The following is a 24,384-nucleotide window of genomic DNA, read 5'->3' as shown; positions in this document are numbered from 1 at the left end:
CAAATGAGGGGGAAATTTATTCCATTTTTACAGCTTACCGTAGTCATCTTGGCCGGTGCTGCCCTTATTCTTTCCTTTAACAGTTTTTTATCAAGACCTTCCTTATTAATGGAGATTTGCACGTCTGGGGGCTGCGATGAAACAGGCCAGCTGCCACCCACTATGGCGGAAGTATTGGCCCGGGCGGGAATCACCATGTCTTTCTATGCCCATTATAAATTCGTTCTGAATCTCCTCACCGTGCTGATTTTTACGGCGCTGGCCATTTTCATTTTTATAAAAAGAAAGAACACGTTAATGGGGATGTATACTTCCTTGCTGCTCCTGTATTTGGGAACGAGCTTTACGGTCGGAACCCTTCCGCAAAGCAGTCACCTTTGGGAATTGCCGGTGAAGCTTCACCAGCTCATTGCCTGGATTCTGTTTATCCCGTTTTTCTACCTGTTTCCGAACGGCAAGCATACCCCAAAATGGACCAGATATTTATCGGTTTTGTGGATTATAACAGAAATTCCTTACGCCCTCTTTCCTGATTCCATTTTGAGCAGCGACACTTGGCCGGAACCCTTGAGCGGCATCTATTTCTTTGGTTTCCTGTTCAGCTGTATTTTTGCACAAATTTTTCGCTATAAAAAGGCAGTTTCGGCGATGGAGCGGCTGCAGATCAAGTGGTTTATCCTCGGTTTGATCCTGTTCGTCGCAAGCATTTTTATTTCCGGCCTGACCGGATTTTTGCCAGAGGGAACCAATCCTCTTTTTAAAAGCCTATTCTTCTTTATGACGGTGGTTCTCCAAACATTGGCGCTCTGCTTGATTCCACTGTCCATAGCCTATGCGATTTTGAAATACCGCTTGTGGCAGATTGATTTGATTTTGAGCAGGACCTTGACCTATGTCAGCCTGACAGTCATCGTGGTCAGTTTTCATGTCCTTTTTGTCAGCGGGCTGGGCGCTTTGGTCCTCGACCCCAACAATCTCATGATTTCCTTGGTTTCAACCGGCATTATTGCGGTCATGTTCCAGCCGCTTACGGCCTATCTGCAGCGGATTGTGAACCGGCTTATTTATGGAGACAGGGATGAACCGCTGAAAATTCTGGCTCGGCTTGCCGACCAACTCGAAGGAACTTTGCCGATTCAAAGCGTCCTGCCGACAATTTTGGAAACGACGATGAATGCGTTGAAGCTCCCCTATATCGAAATTTTTTTAAAAAATGGCCTGTCGCATCATTTAGGCACTGCCGCTGTCAGCGATTCTGCCCGTTTTCCGTTAATGCATCAGGGGGAAGAGATAGGAGTATTAAAGGTGGGCTATCCGACGGCTAATGAAAATTTTTCAAAAAGAGATCTTAGGGTCCTGGGCCATTTGGCGAAGCAGATTGGGATTGCCGCCCATTCTGTTTTAATCAATACAGAATTGCAAAAATCCCGAGAGAAATTGGTGCTGACGAGGGAAGAGGAGCGCAGACGGCTGCGTAGAGATTTGCATGATGGGGTGGGGCCGAGTCTGGCCGCTCAAACCATCAAGGTGGGGGTAGCAAAGCAATTGCTGTATGACAATCCGAAAGCGGCGGAAGAAATCCTGGCCTCTCTGGAGGATGACCTTGGAAAAACTTTAACCGACATCCGGCATATCATCTATAATTTGCGACCGCCCAGTCTGGATGATTTAGGTTTATTGGGGGCTGTGAAAGAATTTGCTGCACAAATAAAACGTCCTTACACGAATGGCCGGCCATTTGAGGTTGAGATTCAAACGAACCGTTCCGTTCTTACCTTATCGGCGGCAATCGAGGTGGCCGCCTATCGAATCATCCAGGAAGCGGTGACCAATGTGATCCGGCACTCAAAAGCAACACTTTGTAAAATTGTGTTTCAGCTGGATGAAAAGGGACTCTCCATATCGATTATCGATAATGGAGTGGGAATCGTTCGTGATTCCAAAAAAGGGGTGGGCCTGTCCTCCATGAAAGAGAGAGCAAGCGAGGTCGGAGGGTCCTGCCGCATTCAATCAATCGATAATGAAGGTACTAGAATAGAAGTTTATTTTCCGATGATGGAGGATAGTTATGGAGACAATTAAGGTGTTAATCGTAGATGATCATTCCCTGTTTCGCGATGGATTGAGAGCCATGATCCAGGCGAGTCAGGATATTGTATTAATAGGAGAGGCGGATTCGGGAGAAGAGGCGATTAAGAAGGCGATCGAGCTTCAGCCGGATGTCATTTTGATGGATATCCAAATGCCGGGCATCAATGGGATTGAAGCCACTAGGCAAATCGTGAAAATGAGCCCGCATATCGCCATTTTGGTCGTGACGATGCTTGAGGATGACTCTTCCGTATTTGCCGCCATGCGGGCGGGGGCCAAGGGGTATATTTTAAAAGGGGCGAAGCACACCGATTTGCTGCGGGCCATTAAAGTCGTGACAGACGGGGAAGCGATTTTCAGCCCAGGAATCGCGGTCAAACTGGTGGAGTTTTTCAATCAAATGCAGCCAATTGTTCCCGTTCAAGTTTTTCCGGAATTAAGTGATCGTGAAAGAGAGGTCTTGCAGTTGATTTCCCATGGGCTAAAAAATTCTGACATCGCCGAACGGTTATTTCTAAGCCCTAAAACCGTCCGAAACCACGTCAGCAACATCCTCAGCAAACTCCAAGTAGTGGACCGGACCGAAGCCGCAATCCGAGCAAAACAGGCAGGGCTTTGACAGGGGGGAGTCATGGATGACATTTCGCCAGGACCGTGTTCGAAATGTCTAATAAAGTCTTTAATCCGCCTTCTTAGGAAAAGTTATACAGCAGTCATGGATGGTGCTCGTACCTCAAACTTGTTTGTAAAGTAAAAGGACTGTTGTACCGCTGGCGAAAGCCAGATGAATCGTCCCCTTGGTTTTTCCCATGTCTTTTACAATTTTTACAATCCCAAAAGTATTTGTATCCTACAAACTCCTAATACTACCTCCATAAGGAGGCAGTATATGAACTTCGATTATTTTATTATCGCAATGATTTGGATTGTTTCTATTATCACTTTGCTTATAGTCGTGCCGAGGCCAAGAATTCGGGAGTATATGGCGGTTTTTTTCTTTTTTCAGTCATTAACTTGGATTTTTGGCATTGTCCTTACAGCCTTTGGCTCCTTATCAACGGAAGTTCGCCTATTTGAAAAGGCAACCAAAATTAGTTTTACCTCGGAGTTTATGTTCTATCCGACCATGGCCGTTGTCTTTCATCGCTGGTATCCCGACCAGGGCGGGAAACTAAGAGTAATTCTCCACTACGTTCTTTTCACCGGGGGCATTATTTTATATATGTATTTACTAGCGACGTTTACTAGAATTATGAGAGTCGATGCCCAGCAACTAATTAGATTCTTTTTTAATTTTGTATTTGAATTTTGGGTCTGCAGAAAATATATCGTCTGGCTTATGGGAACCACAAAGCTACAGGCTTATCATGGAGTGGGAGGATCGGAAGAATGGAAGTGACATTCCTCTATGCAATCTGGTCCATCACCATCTTCTCATTGGTTTTAATCCCTAGAAAACGTTTAAATGAAGCAAGTGTCATTTTTGTTTATCAGCAGTTAATAACTTGGTCTTTAGGCCTTATCGTGGCAGAGTTAAATTGGATCGAATACCCCGTTCGGGAGTTCGCTTCGGTTAACAGAACGAGCTTCACCTTTGAGTTTTGGGTATATCCTGTCATTACTGTTTTTTATGTCTTGCATTATCCGGTCCATAAAAGTATTTGGAAACGTATATTTTACACATCTATTATCACAACTGTCTTAATCATTTCAGAAGTCTTTTTTGAAAAATTCACAGACCTTATTAAATACATCCATTGGGAATGGTACGTTTCTTGGATTTCAGTCTACGCCACCCTATACGCAGCTCAACGTTTCCATCGGTGGTTTTTTAAATTTGGGTGAGGCATGGGGACGGTTCTCATGCCTCACTTTTCCCCAGCTTTAGTTGGAGAAGAGGAACGATTTTTTCAAAAAAAGGGTTTCGCCGTAATAAACCAGGCTCACCCCATTTTTTCTGTCTTAAAATAGTTGCCTGATCATGTCCTCCAGCTGTTGATAGGTATTTACTTCGTATTCGGGCTGGATATGAGGATGGGACTTTGCCCGGTTTTTTGTATTCACCCAAATCGCATTCCATTCGGCTTGCACTGCACCTGCGATATCATTCGCAAATGAGTCGCCAATCATATATGAATGAGTGCTGCCAGTTTTGGTTTTGGCATTAACATAATCGAAATATTCCTTGTCCGGCTTAGCAAAACCAATCTCACTTGAAATAAAGATATGTTCAGACGGGATCCAGTTCCCTATATCCAAGGCGTTGATTTTTGAACGCTGATGGGCTGACGGACCATTTGTCGTAATATACAGGGGAATGTTTTTCTTATATAAATACTGCAGAATCCTTTTCATTTCTGGAATAAGAGAAATCTTATATTGGTGTTCTTTATACACCTTTTGAAATTCATCAGCCTCATCATCCGAAATTTTCCTGCCCAAATCATGAAAAGCATGTACCATTCTATATCGATGCATTTGTTCTAAGGTCATTTCCCCCGACTCTGTTTGGGCAAAGACTCTATCACTATACTCTCTACTATTCGTAAATAAATCTACTATTGAAATATTATTAACACCAGGAAAAACACGATCAAACGCCACCTGAAAGGGCTCCAACTGGTCATATAAGGTATCATCCAAATCAAAAAAAACAGCCTTCATTCCTGACACTCCATAAAATTTATTATCTAATTTTTATTATACATAAAAAGCATGTGGGACCCGCTTTATTTGTCTCTTATTTAGGGCGTGTTCGACCGTCTTTTGAAAAGTTATCGTTATACCAACTTAAAGAAATATCCGTTACTAATATAAAGAGTGAATAATAGGGAGGTCCTAAGGATGAAATTAAACGAATTGTTTAACTCGTTGCCAAGTGATATTAAAAATAAAATAAAGGAAAAAGTTCCAGCTAAACAAATAGCAGCTGATAAAAATACTAGTTTCCTTCAGTCAAGGTTCCCCGTGATCTTAGTGTTAGATTCTTCAGGATCAATGTCTGGCGGCCGAATTGATGAAATCAATGCTGGACTTCAGTATCTTAAAGCAGGATTACAAGCATATAGGAACGGCCAAAGTTTGGTCAGCGAATTTATACAAGAACCAGCGATGCCACTAAGTAAACTTGACCTTGCCGTCATACAGTTTTCCACTGATGCAAAGGTGATCCAGCCGTTTTCTAAAATTGACACGTTTTATCCTCCTGTGTTAAAAGCAGAAGGCTCCACCTCCATGGGAAAGGCCATACTAGAAGCTATTAAAGTAACGGAAAAACAGAAGAAGTTATACCAATCGCTAGAAGTTCAGTATTATCGTCCATGGATATTCCTTGTAACCGATGGAGCGCCTACTGATATGAAAGAAGGGGACTTCCTATGGGAGAACGTTGCGAAAACAATTCAGAACGGTGAGGATAACAAAGACTTCTTGTTCTTTTCCGTTGGAGTAGGCCAGGCAAATTTCCAATTTTTAAAAAGCATTTCACCGCATAATCGTCCTCCATTAAAAATAAAAGAAGGTGCAACTGATGGCATGTTTTCATGGCTGATGAGTAGTTTTGAAAAAGTTACCTCAACGCAGCCAAATACTGCGGTTCAATTAGATGATCCAACAGGGCCTAGTGGCTGGGCGACTATTATAACGTGAGGCATATGACGGTTCTCATGCCTCATTATCTTTGTCCTCTTTCATTTATGCAGAAAATGATATCTTGTGCTTCATTTTAGAATTTTTAAATGAAAAGGTTTTAAATCCAAGTAACCACAAGGCTTTCTTTTAAATTAATATTCCCGAGAATTCCAAACCACCGTTTATAAATATACAAAATATCGAGTGAATTTGTGGGAATATACTATCGATTGACAGATTTCGACAAAAACCGGCACCTATCATTTGTTATATTAGTATTAGGAAAAATATCCTATTCTATTACAATCCTGTTAATTAGTGATAGGGCAAATTCTTTTATTTAAGAACATTAATTTCAGATTAAAAAAACAAACTTTTAAAAAATAGGAGCGTAAAGGGAGGAATATTTGATGAGTGATCCATTTATTAGACCACCAGTTAGACCATTACCAGTAATTCTGCTATTAGACACAAGCGGGTCAATGTATGGAGAAAAGATTGATTCTTTAAACCTGGCTGTAAAGAAAATGATTGAAAGCTTCGGAAAAGAGGATTCGACTATTTCAGAAATTTATACAGCTATAATTACATTCGGTGGCCGGGTAAATTTACATACAGAAATAACGCCATCCCGATTAATTAAATTCGACAATTTACAAGCGAACGGAATGACTCCATTAGGTGGAGCGTTAAAACTATGTGAGGAACTGATAAATGATAAAGAGCGGTGGCCGAAAAAAAGCTTCCGCCCTACTGTTGTTTTGGTATCCGACGGTGAGCCAAACGATGATTATAAGGAAATTTTGACGAAGTTTGTGACAGAGGGCCGGACTGCCCAATGTGACCGTTGGGCGTTGGCTATCGGCAACGATGCTGACTATTCTGTTTTAGAGAAGTTTCTTACAGGTCAAGAAAAGCGGGTAATGGAAGCTTCAGATGCAGCTGGAATTGCCAAATTCTTTGCTACTTTAACCAATACAACAAAGATGCGTTCCACACAAAAGGATCCAAATAAAATTCCCGTACCAATCCTAAATGATATTTTGCCATCGGGTAATGGCGGTAACAATAACTCCGGTAACGATCCATCTCCGAGTCCATATTTTTAAAAGGAACCTATACCTATGAATAAAATTGATTACGCATTCGGGTCTGTAAAAGGACCGGGACACATTGCTAAAAATCTGCCAAATCAAGATGCAGTCCGTTTTCAGCCCCTATCATTCGGCTATGTATTTGTAGTAGCGGATGGCATGGGCTCTAAAAAGTATTCAAACATTGGTTCAAAGGCGGCAACAAAGGCAGTGGTTGAGGCAGTGAAGGATTGGTATCAAAAAGATCATGCTCCTATACACCATCTCGTGAGACTCGTTCATGTCTTATGGGGATTGCATATTGAGCCATATGATAGCAATGATTGTGCAACAACATGTTTATTCGGTGTATACCTTCATAATGGTACCTTAATTTTAGCTCAAATTGGTGATGGGGTTATCATGCTCCATCATCAAAATGAGCTTCATGTTTTGAAGGAAAAGGAAGATGAATATTTTAACGAAACAACGCCTTTACACCATGCACAGACATTAAATGATTGGACCATTAAACAATTTGAAGTTGGACAGGATGACTTTGTGCTGTTCTTAGGAACTGATGGTGTCGCTGAGGATATCATTGAGGATCGCAGGGCTGATTATATGCAGTATTTATTAGGGGAAATCTCGCATTATCGTATGCAAAAACGCCGAAATCAGTGTATTAAGAAGAAGCTCAAAACATGGGCGAATCAAAATAATACGGATGATAAAACCCTTATTATTTTTAGTAGAAAGGTGATAGAAGAAGATGCCAACAGCAGAGTCAACAATACCGGCGTATTTAATTGATGAAGAAAATCATAAGCATTACATTACGAAAGAGCTTGGGAAAGGTGCGCAAGGTGCCGTATATCAAACACAAGATGAAAATGTGGTGATAAAGGTCGTTATGACCGACGATGATCAGTTAGTCACTGATCCGAAAAGCTACGATGAGTATAAAGCGAAAATCGATGATATTCGGATTTTGCCAATTCCTAAGGGTGTCAATATTGCCAAGCCCGAATTGATGCTGAAAAGGCCTTATCACGGCTACGTCATGCGATTATTAAATAATATGGATCCAATCAGCGAACTGTTATTGCGGCCCTCCGTAGAAAATCCCCGCCAGCACTACTTAGAGACGGGAAGCTTGCGTAGACGACTTCAAATATTGACAAAGCTTGCTCGTATGTTCACACATTTACAATCATTACCGATTGTGTACGGCGATATTTCCGAAAATAATATTTTTATTTCGAAAGATCCAAAAGAGACAGAGGTTTGGTTCATTGACTCAGACAATATGCGCTACATGATGAATTTTGACAGCATTATTTCCACAACGGGCTATGGGGCGCCTGAGGTGATCAAGGGGATAGGCTGCAATACGACGTATAGTGATGTTTACTCATTTGCCATCTTAGCGTTTAAAATGCTGGCATTTGCTGATCCATTTAAGGGCGCCCGATTCGAAGCTGATGAGTCTGACGATTCAGATGATGATTGGGAAGATGATTGGAGCAGTGAAGGCCCAGATACAACAGACCCTTATGAACTAGCAGAGCGTGGAGAGTTGCCGTGGATTGAAGACAGGTTTGATGATAGCAATCGTTCCCAATATGGATTTAATCGAAATCATGTATTGACGCAAAGAATGTTTGATTTATTCCAGCAGACATTTGGTTTAGAAGGCCGTCAATATCCGGCTTCACGCCCAACCATGGAGGAATGGTATGAATGTTTCCAGCAAGCAAGTGAAGCCACCGTTATCTGCCATGGGTGTTTCCATACCTATTATTTTATTGAAAAAGTTTGCCCTCATTGTCAAACTGCGAGGCCTAAACATCTTGAGGCAAGTATTTATAATTGGTTTCACCTTGAAAAAATGTTTGAAGACGATGAATCCATTACAGAAAAATTTGATGTTCAAAATTCCGAACAGCACCCTTTATTTTTCAAAAGGGACTCCTTCAAAATATTTGATTACGTGCAGGGCAAACATTATTTAACGAACCGTCATACAGAGGCAGCATTTTTTACACAAGAGATCGAGAATACAGTCGAATTGGATTTAGGAAACACAACCTATATAAAAAATTTATCAAAAAAACCAATCATCGTTACGGTTAATGGTCAAAATAAGCAGCTTGATTATCTCCAAGGTGTTGAAGTGTCACGCATTATGGATGTCATTATTACAGTGCCTCTAACACAATTTAAAACCCGCTACATTAAATTTGAACTGAGGGATTAGATGAAAATTTCAGATATTCGACATGCCAGCCAATCCTTTATTTTAGAAGTAACGTCTAATACAAAAATGCCATTTGTGAAAGGGACCCCTATTCGTCTTTTTCAAGAAAATCATTCCATCTTCGCTGCTTCCTATAGGGACGACAAGATTTATCGTATTGAAGGCTTATCCCCGAAATATGAAGAACAGTTAAAGCAAGTTGTTGGGCGTAATTTGCCGCATCTTGCTGAGTTTTTAAGCTCGAATGGCCAGGATATTTATCATATCGAAATTAAGATGTTTGCCCAGAGTCAGCAATTTAATATTCAATTTGGCGTGAAGGACCAATTTGTTGAACAGATTAAGCGGAAATTAAAACTGAAAGACCTGCAAAAGCCTGAGTTAGACTTAGCTAGGATGTTCATTATCCAAGCGGGTTTACAGCAACATGCCGTTATCGGTTTTCACACTTATGTTGATAAAACGGATTTATTTAATCATTTTATACTAGTGGGGAAAACAGGCTATTTACTAGTCAAACGACATGTAGATGAGGAGGGCCATGTCTCATTTTTTGCAGACAAAATTGTAGATAGAATAAAAAATGATTATAAATTTGTTCTGTTACGCGGGGAACTGGCCTTTAAGAATGAAACGAATCTGGAAAAGGCACGTCTTGAAACGTTAGCGGTAATGAGCCAGCTGGGTGATTCCGTTGAAGCGTATATGAATATTTGGAAGAAATATGGTGAAATTGAAGAGCAGAATACGATGCTGCATGTCCAGGATGTTGGCTTTGTTCAGTATATGAATTGGGATCCGGTCGGAAATGGTATCGTTCGATTTGATATAAGTGACATTAGTAAATTACACAAGCTGGCAAATAATTTGGACGATAAGGATAAAGAGCTGACCTTTACGGATATAAGTCCGTCGGAACTGTTTTTGCAGGGGTTTACAATAGAAAAATATAATGGTTTCAGAAAAGGTGCATCCTTTTTAAAAAATTATGCCATTCATGGGACCATTGATGCTAAGTCTGGCCGTATTTTTGCACGGACTAACTATAATACCGAAAATTTAACGCAATCGGGCTACATTTTTTTATCTGTCTCAGGTCATGCGTCAAATTTTAATCGACGTAACCGTGCAAGAGAAGACATTATCCAAGCTAGATCTGGTATGCCGCATTTAGCTTCCCTGCTGGAAGGAAAATCAGTTTCAAAGCCTAATCGATCATACATTGAACCAATCTCAGAAAAAACGGCGGAAAAGGTATTTAAAAAGAATCCCCCGACACCTAAACAAAAAGAAGCTATTGAACTGGCCTTAAATACACCAGATATTGCATTAATTCAAGGCCCGCCGGGAACAGGGAAAACGACTGTCATTTTAGGCGTGCTCGAAAGAATAAACGAAATCTCTGATTCATCTGATCACATGTTTGCTAAGAACCTGGTAACAGCCTTCCAGCATGATGCTGTTCAAAACGTAGTGGACCGGTTAGAAATTTTAGGGTTACCTAGTATTAAATACGGTAAAAAAAGTAGTGGTGATGAGGACGATAATCGCTTAATTGAATACGTGGTCGACAGCTGGATTGGCGATAAATTGTATAAACTCTTTGAAAAATACCCTCATTATACGCAAAATAAATATATTAAAAAATTTGATCAATTGCATAAAAGTTATTTGCTGTCTGCTAATACGAAGGAAAATACCATCCGTTTATTAAAGGAAATCATTGATCTGCTTGAAATGAAGCTGCCAATTGATTTATTGCAGGAATTACAACAAATTGTCCGGAAGTTAGAGATGACAAGCAGACGTCACAAAAATTCCGAGGAAGAATATTTAATTCGAAAAATTTATAGTATACCAACGCACCCTGTTTCATACGAAGACAACGGTGCTCAGATTTTGCGTGAAGTATTATTCCGGTTAAAACGAAAATATGCGGACGCTTTTGCAAATGAAATACGTGTTATTGAAAAGTTCCAGCATCAGGACAAAACCGAGTCTGCCTATGAAGCGTTAAAAACGGCTAGAAAGTCTCTCCTTGTTGCTTTACTGCCGAGGGAGGAAATTTTCTATACACCAAAGCAAAATGAAGAAATTTTAGAGCTTTTCGCCCGCATCTCTGATTTTCTAAATGATGAATTGTTAAAAACACAGTCGGGGGAAGATTTGGTTCTAATTGACTATATTCAACAATTTGAACATAATCCCTTTGCGATTCGCAATGCCATTAGTAACTACATTTCCGTAATAGGAGCAACCAACCAGCAGTCTGTCGGGGATGCCATTAAGAATGAAAAAGTTCGTCAGGGAATCATTCCTGAAGAAGAAAAAAGAAAAACAGACGTTTATTACGATAATGTGTTAATCGATGAAGCAGCACGGAGTAATCCGCTTGATTTATTTATTCCGATGGCACGCGCAAAGGACAGAATTATTCTTGTTGGAGACCATCGTCAGCTTCCGCATATTGTCGACGAAGGAATTGTGCGCAGTATTGAAAAAAATGTCGGTGCAAACAAATCGGTTTCAGAAACAATCCAAGAAAATATTCAACAAAGTATGTTTGAATATCTCTTTAAAAAATTAAAAGAGCTTGAAAAGGCTGATGGCATCAAGCGCACGATTACCCTTGATAAGCAATATCGAACCCATCCGGTACTTGGTGACTTTGTGAGTAAAAGCTTTTATGAAAAAGATCCTCATAAGATTCATATTGAGAGCGGTCTGCCAGCTGAGCACTTTGCACATAAACTTGCAGGGCTAGAAAATAAAGCGGCTGTGTGGATGGATATTCCATATTCAGAAGGACCAGAATTTTCGGCGAGAAGCAAAAGCAGACCAATAGAAGCAGAGCGCATTGTTGCCCATTTAAAGCAAATGATCACTAGTGAACAGGCCAGGGGGCTAAACTTTGGGATAATCACCTTCTACGCGGATCAAGTAGAAGCTATCTATGCAGAACTTGTCAAACAAGGCATGGCTGTAAAAGAAGACGGTAAATATAGAATTTTGAAGGAATATGCCGAGGAAGATGTAAAGGGCCGGAAAATAGAGAAACTTCGAATCGGCACTGTAGACGCTTTCCAAGGGATGGAATTTGATTTCGTTTATTTATCAATTGTTCGAAGTAATACTTTAAGTGATGAAACGGAAGAAGACCTTCGGAAGAAGTATGGCTTTTTAATGGTAGAAAATCGGCTTTGTGTAAGTATGAGCCGGCAAAAGAAGATGCTTATTGTAGCGGGAGATAAGGCAATGCTTGAAACGCCGAATGCCCCGAATGCTGTGGGAGCGCTTGTTAACTATTACCAGCTATGTCAGGAGAATGTGCAATATGGAAAAGTTATTTAACGATAAGACACCCGTTGTACATCAAGGGCCTTCGATTCGAGATGATCAATTAGCCATTAATAAACGAAAGTGGATTCTTTTGCCGACCATTGCCTATAAAATTCTGGTGCCGCTAGAGAAGGAGCAGCCCCTTAACTTTTTTCAGCAAACCATTTTGCGCCTCTATTTATCGGGATATAAAACAGCAGGGTATATTGCAGAGAAGCTTTTACTTAAGGAAGAGCTTGTTCAGTATATCATCGATGAATTAATGAAGCAGGGGATGTTAGAGAAGGGTGGAATTGTCACCCAAAAGGGTCAGGAGGTCCTAGGTGAATTAAATACTCCGTATGAATTGAAAACTGGGTATATCTTCTTTGATCTATTAACAAGAACCTATTGGGATCATTTTACCTTAACGGACGACTTACACTATGCCATTGCCGATTTTGAAAAAAATAGAATGCGTACTATTCAAATGGGTAAAATTGATGCACCTAAAAGACAGCAGGCACTAGTTTTGCCGCCATCAGATGAACAGCATGACCCACCGACTGCGGTCGATGCGATTACTGTGATAGACCGATATAAGAGACGTTTGAAGAGTTTGCAGCAAGGTTCTCCATACCTAGAAGAATCCGTAGATTCCTTTTTGACCCGCGGGATAGAGAAGGTGCAATTCTTAGAAGAGCCGATACCGATTTATTTGACGACATTTATTTATATGCCTGAAGATTTTATAAATAAATCCCATTGGGAGGTTTGTCATCCATTCGGCAAGGGTCCATCCGCAAAGCTGACAGATTATCTCAATCGTTTGCGAAACACTAACGAATTGCTGCGTGCTCACCTTACTGACTTGGTAACAGAAACTCTTCGCACTTCAGATATTGAACGTGAAGAAACTATGTCCAAGGAAGAGAAGGAAGCCCAAAATTATTTAACAGCGGTCTTTGGCCAAGGTTTTTTATCATACCCATCGATTGTCACCCAGTCCGTAAATCTATATAAGAAGTTTTATGATCTTCAAAAACTGATGAAACAAGAAAATCGGGGCAGTAACTTTGACGATATTCAGTCGAAGTTAAGTACATTTTTTATTCAATCCGCTGAAATTATCGAAGAAACGCTATATATTATGCGATATCTTGATAAGGTAAAAGATCAAAAAAGAGTTTTAAGCTACAGCTCTTTTCTTTCAAAGCATCGAATTAAAAATGCACAACTACTTGATGATGTCGCCAGATTAATAGGCTTTACGGATTTTGTTGAAGAGGAAGACAAGGTATTTCAAAGGCTTTTGGCCGTATCAATGGGTGAAGTGAAATATGTTGAGCAATCAAAGAAGCTGCAGCCGCTGATGGCGTATCACTTACTTGCAGCCCGGGATCAATCGGACCATACCTTCCATCAACTGGCGAAATCCTTACCTATTTTTATTCAGTATTTGGCCAGGTTAATGGAAAAACGTAACGAGTTCGCCCATACGACAGATGTAACCTACTATATCGAAACTACCGATAAAGTATTCTTTTATACTTTAAAAATTATATCTATTTTACTGGACTTGCCAATCAATGTTGAAGCCATTCCTAGAGAAGTAAAATATGATCAAGATGAGCTGATTATTGATAAAAAAGAGCGTCTTCTTTGCGAGCAAATGGTTGATTTGAAGATTTCATCAACTATTCGTACACATCAAACATTATTTAAGGCCCTAACGGATTTACATTATTATCGTAAAACGAAGAATCATCATTTCACTTTAAAGGCAGTGTCGGTTTTAGAGGAAGCATTTAATCTATTGCTTGATCAAATATCCTTACAGGGTGCCGACAAATTTATTAAAAAGGACGGCCGTCAAACATTGCATATGATTAAACCGATGTTAAATAAATATGGGTTTGAGCTGGCTGTCGAACGGTTACCGGAATCGTTTACACACGCCAATTTACAAAGTCTGGGACTTGATAAACAAAAGTTAAAAAACTCTGTACTGAGCAGAAAAGTGTACGCTTATTTAGCTTCGATAAGTGTCCAAAAAGAAGAGCGGTGGTCGCAGTTAGCGGAGATTTATCCAAATTTTATACATGTTACTGCGGAAATTTCAGATAAACGTAAGCATGGACATGTTGTATTGGAAGAGACGGAAATGATTGAAATCGAAGAGCGGCTATTTGATTTTATAAAAACAATAGAACCTTATTTTGTTAAGCAAAGGTCGAGTGTATACGGAGGTAAATCATGACAAAGGAACTCGTTATAGAGCATGAAGCAAATGAGGAAGAACTCCTTCCTGTTGAACAGCTGATAGAGAAAATGGAACAACTAAATAATGAAGAGGAAAAGCTAAAGCAAAAACAACTGAAACTGGCGGAGGAAGAAGAACAGATTGAGAAACGCCGCCTAAGAGTCACGCAGCGTGAGGATGAACTCAATAAGCGCGAGCTGAATGCGGAGAATGAATTTGTTGCCCAGCAGGAACAGGTACTTAGTGTCTTTCAAAAGAAAAAGGACCAATTACAAAAAGATTACGAGGGTTATTCAAGCCAGCTGCAAAAGAAGATTGATACCAAACGAAAAGAAATTGATCAGCAAATGGAGCAGCTCGAGCGAGAGCTTGAACGAAAGCAACAAAAGGGCGAGGAAGCCATTGAAAATTATAAAAAAGACCGCATTAAGGCTTTGGAAAAGCAATATAGCGAGGAAAAGAAACAACTTGATGCCCGACTAGCAAAATATAAGCAAGATATGGAAGATATCCTGCGTGAAAAAGAGCGGGCCCTGGATGAATCCCGCAAGGAAATTCAAGCAGAGCGCTTAGCAATTCAACGCGAGAAGGAACAACTGTTTGCAGAGAAAGGTAAACTTCAGCAGTTAAGTGCGGAACTGACGGCTCGGGAGGAGGATGTAAATTTCCGCTATGATATGCTCGAAAAAGATCGTTCTCTTTTTGATGAATTAGTCAAGGAAGAGGCGGAAGCCCGCTTAGAAGAGAAGCAGCGCCAATTTGATCAGCTTAAGCTAAGCCAAGCAAACTTAATGGAACGTTTGCATTATCTTCAAAATGAATTAGCTGAAAAGGAGCGCCTAGAACTAAGAATAGGCTCTCGTTCTGCTGAGGATATCTTAAAAGAAATCGAACAGTTTAGGGAAACCATTGCTTCGCTAAAGAAAGAATTGCAGAATCGTCCGACAGAGGAGATTGTTCTTGCTTTAGAAGAAAAGGCACGTAAATACGATGAACTATATGAAGCGTATATTCGGTCTGAGAGGGAGCTGCAACAGCTTCAAAGCAGTAAGCATCGTTATGAAATGTCGGTAGGGCAGCTGCAAATTGAGCGTGAAAAATATGATATTGAGGTAAAACGCCGCGAGGCCATCCAGGCACAAATCGAAAAATACGTGGCAGAGGTGAATCGCTTAAAAGCATTGCACGAGCAGCCGGCTGAGGTGAAGGCACGTATTGGTGTTATTGAAGAAGCTGAATTTGAGAGAAAAGAGTTTTTCAAGGCGGAGGATATTCCAGAAATTGATTGGCTAAATATGATTGAGGAGAACTGTATTAAGTCAGGCCTCCGCTTTAATAAACGTCTATTCTATGCGTTCCATACAGCGCTGAAAACATCCGATTACTCACCGCTGACTGTTTTAGCCGGGGTCAGTGGCACAGGTAAATCTGAATTGCCGCGATTATATTCCCGCTTTGGCGGCCTGTACTTTTTACCGTTAGCAGTTCAGCCGGATTGGGATAGTCCGCAGTCGCTATTCGGTTACTTTAACTCTGTAGATAACCGCTTTAATGCAACGCCGCTCATCAAGGCGCTCATACAGTTCCAGGAGAAGAAGGAAGCGCATCTGCAAAGTACATCTTTAGATGACAGCTTACTACTTGTTTTACTGGATGAAATGAACCTTGCCTATGTGGAGCTTTATTTTAGTGAACTCTTGAGTAAGTTGGAAACCCGCCGCGGTGAGGAGAACGGTGTGCACCTAGATATTGATTTAGGGGCAGGAATGGATAAGTACAAGGTGCTCTTAAACAAAAACGTTTTATGGGTTGGGACCATGAACGAGGATGAAACGACAAAAACGTTATCGGATAAAGTTATTGACCGTGGAAACTTGATTAGCTTCCCGCGGCCAAGAAAATTTGAGAGACGCTTACAGCCGAAGCTTGCTTCTGAAAGCCCGAAACTGAGAAAGTCAGTTTGGAACGGGTGGTTAAAAAAGCAAGTGACATTGGATGAGGAAATTGAAAAATACAAAGAAGCTCTAGAGGAAATCAATATGTACCTCGAAAGGGCCAATCGGGCCTTAGGTCATCGCGTTTGGCAATCAGTTGAAAACTATATCTCAAACCATCCTCTGGTTATCCAAGCGAAAGAAAACCAAAATGACACCGAATTAGACCAGGAGATTCAAAAGGCGTTTGAAGAAGCTTTAGTGCATAAGGTGACGCCAAAGCTCAGGGGTATTGAGTACAATATGGGCTACGCCCGCAGTAAATGTTTGGATCCGATTGCGGCAAAAATTCGTGAATTTGCTCCTGGTTTAAGTGAAGATTTTGAGCTTGCCATGAATAACGATAACGGCATCTTCATGTGGCGTAGTGCCAAATATTTAGAAGATCATGAAAACTAGGATGTGATACGATGATTCCGACTATTCCTGAGCTAGATCAATTGGAGAAACTAGCATCAAGCAACCATCCTACTCTTGAAGGCGCTTGGGCTCATACCTTGCAATTAGTGGATCATTTATACAATTCGATTTCTATACGGGATCCAATCAATAATGCGGTCCTGTACGAAAAATGGACAACGATGTTTGAAGCTCTAAATAAACTGGAGCTTCACTCATCGAACCGCCCAATACCATTTGATACTTTGCATCAGTTATATGATTATAGCTCAAAGGCCATTGAAAAAATCTCACAAAATCCTAGTAAAAAAATGATGAAGGAAACGGCAATGGTTTCACCGAATCGTCTAAAATCTACAAGGATGAAAACTATGAACTGGATTGCGAAACAGCCGGGCCGAAACATTCGCGAGAAGCTTGCGGGTAAAAACCGTGTGTTAACCGAGCAAAATGTTTATTCGATTCAAACAAAGGAAAATGCCGTTTTTGTAAAGGTATTAAAGAGTTTTATTATGGAATTCCGAAACAGGTTTGAAAACGGAATTAACTCAGAACTTTTTGATTTGCAGGAGCGAGACCTTGAGCTTAATGACGAAATGGAGAATTTCTTAAAGTCTGTACCAAAGCTAATGGGAAATGAATTAGGGGATGTCCAGGCCATTCCTGTAACACAGCCGAATAATATGCTGATCAGTGATAAATATTACTCTGTTATTTGGCGGACCTATCAATTATTAAATGCCCGTAGGCATAATGTTAATATCAGCTGGAGTTATGTACTCGAACGTTTTGTTTTTTCGACGTTTATTCAGATTGTCTCAAGGCTTTCACAACTTGAGGAATGGATGCTTGAGGATAGTTTAGGGAAAATTAATGATACCGATGGTGTATTGGGGCTGGAACAATTCGAAAATGGCAATATATCAAGTTTTCGATTTTACCTTAGCCCATTAGAAAAGGGCACCATTTCTATGGTGAGTAAGGAACAAGGCTTCGGCTTTATAAAAACCAGGAAGTACCCAAAGGTCTATTTCAATAAATCACTTTTCGATGAGACAACTTTTAATAAGCTAAAATCGAAAGATGTCCTATACGTTCAAACGTCAAAAAGCTCTAAAGGAATCAGTGCCGTCCATTGTTCCCAAAGCCCGATTGCCCAATCCGTTTCCATTTCTTATCAGGATATGACCATTGAATTTACACTAGAGAAGTGGGAGAGAAAAACGGATAAGGCAGATTATTCATTAAAAGATCATGAGTCATGGACTTACCATTTTGAGCAACGTGATGGAAAAATGAGAGTTAATCGAGGCGTTCCAATCAAAATTTTGGGTCTTTTTTCAGCAAAAGATGTGCCATCCTATGATTTACAAAGTTTTGCTGATATGAGTGGTATGAATCAATTTATTGACTATTTAATGATGAAGCTAAAGAAAAAATATCCAATGCAGCCTAAGGTAGAAGCAGTGGAAGAAGAATTAATCATCAGAAATGCGGGAATGGATTTTACAAAAGCAATCCCCTTGCTTATGGTCAATGATGAACCATGGAATAAAGGTATCTATTCGATGCTTCAATTTACCAATGGCAATGAAACGATGTTTTCCTCACCAAATCCGGCTCACTTGTATTCAAGTAATAAAAAAGTGTACAGCTTATACCATACTTTTAATCCAAAGGATGAACAATATCTGGGGATCATGCAAAGTTACTCGATGATTATGAGTCAACTAAGTGAACAGCTTCCAGCGCAGATGGAAACAACGTTTATTTACCTTGTTCCTGACAATATCGATGAGTTTGCCCAAAAGGACATCAAAAAGGCATTAAGTGTACAGTTTCCTACATCGTTTCCGATTTGGCGAAGTGTTGCCGGGGCACTAGCGGTTGAAAATGATATTTTATCAGCGAAGGCCAATACGATTCTAGTAATTGATACTCATGGGCATGAGGCTAGTGCTATCAAGTTAATCCGAAAAAAGTATCAAAATAAATATTATTTCCAGCATTACCCGCCATTTGAGGCACCAAGAAAAAGTACGGATGTTACCATTGAAGGCTATTTCCTGGATTATTTAAAGCTTTATCAGAATAAATTCAAGGTATCTTTTACGCAGGCACAGATTGAACATTTATTGAACAGTGGAATCGCTGAAAATATGCTTCTATCTCAGCAGGATGCTTTGTTAATTACTGATAAAATGTCTAAGCCTATAGAGATCGTTTACGACCATGAACTGGCTGAGCAGGCGCAAAAGAGATGGAATACCGGCTTTTCCCAGTACATTTATCAGCTTCAAGAGGCGCTTCGGGAGGAACATGTCTCGCATATCGATTTTATTGTTGTATTAGGTGATCATTTATTTGATAAATACCAGCTGAAAGATTTATTTAAGGAACAATTTAAGGTCAATTATTGTGCGATTGTTCATACAGAGCAGGCCCTGGCTTCTGTTGTCAATGATGCTGTCAATGAAAAGCTTGCCAAAAGTCAGCCGCTTTGGTTTGAATATTTACCTGACTTAAACTTAGAGCTCGTTAAAAATGGCCATTATTATAAGCTGCCATTAATTAAAGATGAAGCAATCGGAAATACAATGGGAATGGGTAAGGTATTTAAGGTGCAAGAGCACTTGATTTTGCCTAAAATGCAAAAGACATATCGTTTCCCGCTTATTCGTGGCGGCTCTTCAAATGCTGAGCTTGATGCTATTATAAAAAATCCAAGCTTCCCGCTAAGAAAAGACACGGAAGTGAAACTCTTTATTGAATATAAATATGGCTATGAAAATAGTTACCGTTTATTTATTCAGCCAATTCATGCGGATGCTCCATTTAAGCAAATAGATGCCGAGTGGGTAGAAGAATCAGAATTGGAATTGCAAACAAAATCCCATTTAGATATTCCATCAGGTGTCATGAATGAAGCGGATTTGGCACGTGAAGTAGAAAAGCTATCATCATTTATGGAATCAACCGAAAAAGTAATGGGCCGCAGGTTGTCAAGGGAATTTGCTGATGAAGAGACCATTAAGCGAGCCCATCGGATTTTCCATAGTACGATTTATCACCTGCGCCGAATTGTTGTACAAGATCACGAACTTGCTGAAGAGTTCATTGATGACTTCTATAACAGTGATTTATTTACTTATTGCTTAGAAATTGATCACTACATTGCAGACCATTTATATGCAGACCACAAATGGGAAATACGGACCTTTATAAGTGATATTTGGCGTTACTTAAGCAGTTTTGGCCAGCATATCCATGGGGACGTTTGGGATTACGTGATGGAAAACTTATACCAATTAGATGATAAGATTGGAATTGCTTTATTGTATCAGAATAGCGATAATGAGGAGCTGTTGGCTTTTTTAGAGAAAAGGGTGAAACAGAATCCACAGACAGTAATCCGGTCTTTGCGTGATACGCTTTGGCGGGACCACGACCTATTGGATAATATTTTTAAATTTAATCCAAAGATTATCTACACGATGTACCAAGAGATTTATACAACCATCAAGCATGTTTATAAACGTAAAGCGGTCTTAAAGCCGCGTGTATTTCGTGATTATTGCGAGGTCCTATTAGCGATTTTAGCCCTTCGCGAAACGCCGGAATTTAAGAGTTTACGGATTGGCTCAACTAAAATGCGAAAGCTGGCGAAATATGTACGTGAAGTCGATGCCCGGTGCTATGAAGAAGCTGACGAGCCTCTTCGTTCTTTCCTGCAGTTTGACTTGAAAAAGCCTGATGATTTATGGAAAATGAGTGATTTGGCATTCGTGGTGAACGCGTACTTAACGGGTGAATTAATGGATAACTTAATTTCGGTCCGTGAAATTTCGATTGAATAAAGTGGGTGTATCATGAGCTGTATTTTTATCATTTCGCACAAACGAAAATTTCAAATCTATGAGCGTACAGAACGGTTCCAAAATGAATTAGTAAGGATTAAATGTGAAGACGAGTATTATCTAAATCACGATGATTACAGTCAAGCAGGCCAGCTTTTGGCGGCTGAAATCAAGGATGAGCTAAACATGAAGGATTACTCTAAACATACGATTTTATTCATTTATGACCGGATGAAAACGGGTGACGTAATCAAATTTATGGGGGCATTTCAAGATGCCAGGCATTTTCAGCAAATGACTTTAGGAAATGCCTTAACCTTAGTTTCGATTACGAAAAAACTATACGACATAAATAAAACCTTATTTATTTCTTATGAAAATAGCAAATACGAAATTAGGCTAAATGAATATCGCTATTTTGATACTAGGGAAAGTTCAGCGGCTCCCATGTACAGGCTCACAGCATCTGAGCTGATCAGTTATCTAAGCGGTATTTGTGCAGAATAAGGGGGACTGCCATTTGCAGGCGATTCAAGAGGGATCAAAGCAAATGCTTTCGATTTTAAATGAAATGCAGCACGCTGTTACCATACAGCAGTCTTATGAAATTACTTCAGGCGGAGAAACAGAAATAGATTATAAGAATTATTGTTTTTTTAAGCTCTGTTCATTAACCTATGATGAAAAGTTTCCGTATCGTGAGGCAATGGAAAATATTCTGTCAACGTTAGAGAGTGAGCATTTTAATTTTGTCTATTTATTAGCCGGTGATCCGGCTCGGGTTACGATTTATTTGGGTGTCGTTAAAAATAGTGATGGTGGAACCGATTTCTCGGTTGCGAAATATGGCAGGAAGCTTGAAGCGGCATTTGAGGGCTATTTTCAGGGAAGTATCCTAGAAAAGCTTGCAGCCGATCAAATTGAAGAGGAGATTATCGAGCCGCTTCAGCACGTTCGGCGGATTAGTTCTGTAACTGGGATTCCATCCCTTCAAGAATCATCCGCAAACAAAAGCATAGACTTCCAGGGCATAGATCGGCTGATTAATAGTATGTCGAATGAAACGTGGATGCTGCTACTTGTAGCGGAACGAGTGAACCAGGAGCGCGTGATGGATTTGCAGAACGACCTATACAATTTATACGATTTTTTGCATCTGCAATCCAAGCAATCCATACAAGTGTCAAGCAACGTGAATGAAGGGGAGTCCACTTCTAAAACCAAAGGCGAAAATCATTCAAAGTCAAAGGGGACTAATGAATCGAAGGCTTTTAATGAAAATAAATCCAATTCCACCGGCAGCTCTTCCAATCATTCAAGTAAATCGACTGGTAATACAAATACTCGCGGCACGAATGATAGTCAGACAGATGGAACCAGCTCATCCGAAACCAATGGGACAAACAAGTCAACGGGCAAATCTGAATCGATGACCATTGATATTGTCAACAAGCGGGTACAAGAGGTATTAAAGTATATTGATGAGGTCGAGCTTGGGCGACTACAGCTTGGCATGACAAAGGGATTATTTAAAGCAGCGATATACATTTTAGGTCAGAATTTGGATCAGCATGATAAATTAAAATCAAATATGTTAGCTATTTTTCAAGGTGATCAGCCAACCATCACTCCGCTGAGAGTAAATGAAATAAAAATAACAGGCGTTCAACGGCTGGCTGATATTATCAGCCCGTTTCAGCTTCTCCGATTCGGGGCAAGATTCCAGCGTTCAACGGCCATCCTGCATGGGATTCCACAGTTAGGCAACGAGATGGAGCTTGCCACCTACATGACACCTAAAGAGCTAAGCTTAATTGCAGCTATGCCGCAAAAGGAAATTATGGGCCTGCCGTTAATGGAAGGTGTTGACTTTGGCTTGAATACTACGGCGAAAGCAGCTGGGGAAAATGTCGTCGACCTTGGTTATTTAATTAAGCGGTCGCAAAAGCAAACAGCTTCAATCATTGGTTTAACAAAGCAGCAGATTAATAAGCATATTTTTATTGCCGGTGTGACCGGCTCAGGGAAAACGACAACCTGTCAAAAATTATTAATACAGTCCAAAATGCCGTTTATAGTCATTGAGCCTGCCAAGACGGAATATCGAAGTATGGTGGACATGGAGGGTATGAACGATGTGATTATTTTTACATTGGGAAATGAAAAATTTTCACCGTTCCGCTTAAATCCATTTGAACTTCTAGAAGGAGAAAGCATTACTTCACATATCGATATGCTTAAGGCAGCTTTTACCACAGCCTTTCCAATGGAGGCGGCCATGCCGCAAATTTTAGAGGAAGCCATGTACGAGTGCTATAAACAATGCGGGTGGAATTTTGAAGATAATACTAATGAATATTGTCAACATCCTTGGGCGGTAAATGGTGAATATTTCCCTACCCTTTCGATGCTTGTAGGAAAGCTTAGTGAGGTAGTCAATCGAAAAGGCTTTGGTAACGAACTTCGTGAAAACTATATAGGGTCTCTTGTAAGCCGTATGTCCAATTTAACGATTGGCTCAAAAGGGTTAATGCTTGATTGTCATTTATCTGTTGATTTTGATCTGCTGCTTGATAAAAAGGTTATTATTGAAATGGAAGATATTAAATCTCAAGAGGATAAATCGCTGATGATGGGATTTATCCTAACGCGCATTGGGGAAATGTTAAAACGGAAATATAAAGCAAATCGCAATTATAAACATATTACCCTTGTTGAGGAAGCACACCGTTTACTTTCAAAAGTTAGTTACGGCGACTCGCCAAATAAAAAGGCAGCAGTTGAAACGTTCAGCGACATGCTGGCAGAGGTGCGTAAATATGGTGAAGGCCTCATTATCGTGGATCAAATTCCGGATAAACTGGCAAGTGAAGTCTTAAAAAATACGAATACGAAAATTATTCATCGTATTTTTGCCAAAGATGATAAAGAAGTAATCGGAGATACCATGCTCATGAACAATCGACAAAAGGATTTCCTATCTAGCTTAAACGTTGGGGAGGCAATCTTATTTACAGAAGGCTTGCATAAGCCGGTCCATATTGCGATTGAACGAATTACTGATACCAGTGATAACGAGGTTGAGGACGAACACCTGCAGGAAATTGGAGCCCTGCAAAAACAGCTTTTTTTCAAGACATTTTATCCGATGCTAAGTATGCTTGGGCTTCCAATTGAAAGTGTTGAACAGGCAAACATTATGTATCGTACCTTCAAAGATGTCGTTAATCGGGCGGCTTCCATTACACAAGAAGAGTGGGATGATTTTGTTAGTCGATTAACGAACTTTGGTCATTATTACGGTATGACACCAGAACAGCTGTGGCGGAACTTATGCTTTTACCATAATGTCAAAACGTACAAATTTCATCATAATCAATGTGATAAGCAAGCCATTTTAAGGGCGGCAGACGCTTCTTATCATCAATTTTCGGTAAATATAGAAGAAACCAACCCAAATAGCCGGGAATACTCACTTATTTTTAAATAGAAAGGAATG

The 24,384-nt window shown here is 40.2% G+C and carries 15 protein-coding genes; 14 read left to right on the top strand and 1 reads right to left on the bottom strand.

Annotation, left to right across the window (positions count from 1 at the left end; genetic code table 11):
* Positions 1-3 precede the first annotated feature (3 nt).
* The 4 genes from ACZ5B7_RS28155 to ACZ5B7_RS28140 all read left to right on the top strand — a co-directional run bounded on the left by ACZ5B7_RS28155 (position 4) and on the right by ACZ5B7_RS28140 (position 3,936).
* Positions 4-2,082: a sensor histidine kinase gene (locus ACZ5B7_RS28155; protein WP_464491864.1), complete on the top strand. Its 2,079-nt coding sequence runs from the start codon at positions 4-6 to the stop codon at positions 2,080-2,082.
* A complete protein-coding gene (locus tag ACZ5B7_RS28150; RefSeq protein ID WP_464491863.1) occupies positions 2,069-2,710 on the top strand; it encodes a response regulator in 642 nt (213 codons plus the stop codon). Before ACZ5B7_RS28155 ends, ACZ5B7_RS28150 begins: the two co-directional genes overlap by 14 nt.
* Before the next feature lie 270 nt (positions 2,711-2,980).
* The gene (locus ACZ5B7_RS28145; RefSeq protein ID WP_464491862.1) at positions 2,981-3,490 is read left to right on the top strand and encodes a CBO0543 family protein; all 510 of its coding nucleotides are present in this window, start codon (positions 2,981-2,983) and stop codon (positions 3,488-3,490) included.
* Positions 3,481-3,936 carry a CBO0543 family protein gene (locus tag ACZ5B7_RS28140; protein WP_464491861.1) on the top strand — a complete coding sequence of 152 codons (456 nt, stop codon included), beginning with the start codon at positions 3,481-3,483 and terminating at the stop codon, positions 3,934-3,936. The genes ACZ5B7_RS28145 and ACZ5B7_RS28140 overlap by 10 nt, the downstream gene beginning before the upstream one ends.
* A gap of 117 nt (positions 3,937-4,053) precedes the next feature.
* Here ACZ5B7_RS28140 and ACZ5B7_RS28135 read toward each other — a convergent pair whose 3' ends face one another.
* Entirely contained in the window at positions 4,054-4,755 is a 702-nt protein-coding gene (locus ACZ5B7_RS28135; RefSeq protein WP_464491860.1) for an HAD family hydrolase, read from the bottom strand.
* 180 nt (positions 4,756-4,935) lie between these two features.
* Here ACZ5B7_RS28135 and ACZ5B7_RS28130 point away from each other — a divergent pair, with 180 nt between their 5' ends.
* From ACZ5B7_RS28130 to ACZ5B7_RS28085, 10 genes are all read left to right on the top strand, one after another.
* Entirely contained in the window at positions 4,936-5,739 is an 804-nt protein-coding gene (locus tag ACZ5B7_RS28130) for a vWA domain-containing protein (RefSeq protein WP_464491859.1), read from the top strand.
* A gap of 392 nt (positions 5,740-6,131) precedes the next feature.
* A complete protein-coding gene (locus ACZ5B7_RS28125) occupies positions 6,132-6,830 on the top strand; it encodes a vWA domain-containing protein (protein WP_464491858.1) in 699 nt (232 codons plus the stop codon).
* A gap of 15 nt (positions 6,831-6,845) precedes the next feature.
* Positions 6,846-7,607 (top strand): PP2C family serine/threonine-protein phosphatase, encoded by a 762-nt coding sequence (locus ACZ5B7_RS28120; RefSeq protein ID WP_464491857.1) that lies wholly within the window; start codon positions 6,846-6,848, stop codon positions 7,605-7,607.
* The gene (locus ACZ5B7_RS28115) at positions 7,567-9,054 is read left to right on the top strand and encodes a protein kinase domain-containing protein (RefSeq protein WP_464491856.1); all 1,488 of its coding nucleotides are present in this window, start codon (positions 7,567-7,569) and stop codon (positions 9,052-9,054) included. The genes ACZ5B7_RS28120 and ACZ5B7_RS28115 overlap by 41 nt, the downstream gene beginning before the upstream one ends.
* Complete coding sequence (locus tag ACZ5B7_RS28110; protein WP_464491855.1) at positions 9,055-12,405, top strand: DEAD/DEAH box helicase; 3,351 nt, start codon at positions 9,055-9,057, stop codon at positions 12,403-12,405. It abuts the gene before it with no gap.
* A complete protein-coding gene (locus tag ACZ5B7_RS28105) occupies positions 12,389-14,632 on the top strand; it encodes a hypothetical protein (protein ID WP_464491854.1) in 2,244 nt (747 codons plus the stop codon). Before ACZ5B7_RS28110 ends, ACZ5B7_RS28105 begins: the two co-directional genes overlap by 17 nt.
* Complete coding sequence (locus ACZ5B7_RS28100; protein ID WP_464491853.1) at positions 14,629-17,028, top strand: hypothetical protein; 2,400 nt, start codon at positions 14,629-14,631, stop codon at positions 17,026-17,028. The genes ACZ5B7_RS28105 and ACZ5B7_RS28100 overlap by 4 nt, the downstream gene beginning before the upstream one ends.
* 11 nt (positions 17,029-17,039) lie before the next feature.
* Entirely contained in the window at positions 17,040-20,885 is a 3,846-nt protein-coding gene (locus ACZ5B7_RS28095; RefSeq protein ID WP_464491852.1) for a DUF2357 domain-containing protein, read from the top strand.
* Positions 20,886-20,897: 12 nt separating this feature from the next.
* Positions 20,898-21,392, top strand: a complete 495-nt coding sequence (locus tag ACZ5B7_RS28090; RefSeq protein ID WP_464491851.1) for a hypothetical protein — start codon at positions 20,898-20,900, stop codon at positions 21,390-21,392.
* Positions 21,393-21,405: 13 nt separating this feature from the next.
* Positions 21,406-24,375: an ATP-binding protein gene (locus ACZ5B7_RS28085; RefSeq protein WP_464491850.1), complete on the top strand. Its 2,970-nt coding sequence runs from the start codon at positions 21,406-21,408 to the stop codon at positions 24,373-24,375.
* Positions 24,376-24,384 lie beyond the last annotated feature (9 nt).

The organism is Neobacillus sp. S1115, from assembly GCF_055385565.1.
Note: the sequence above shows the minus strand (reverse complement) of the source record. Positions and strands in the feature narration are given on the sequence as shown.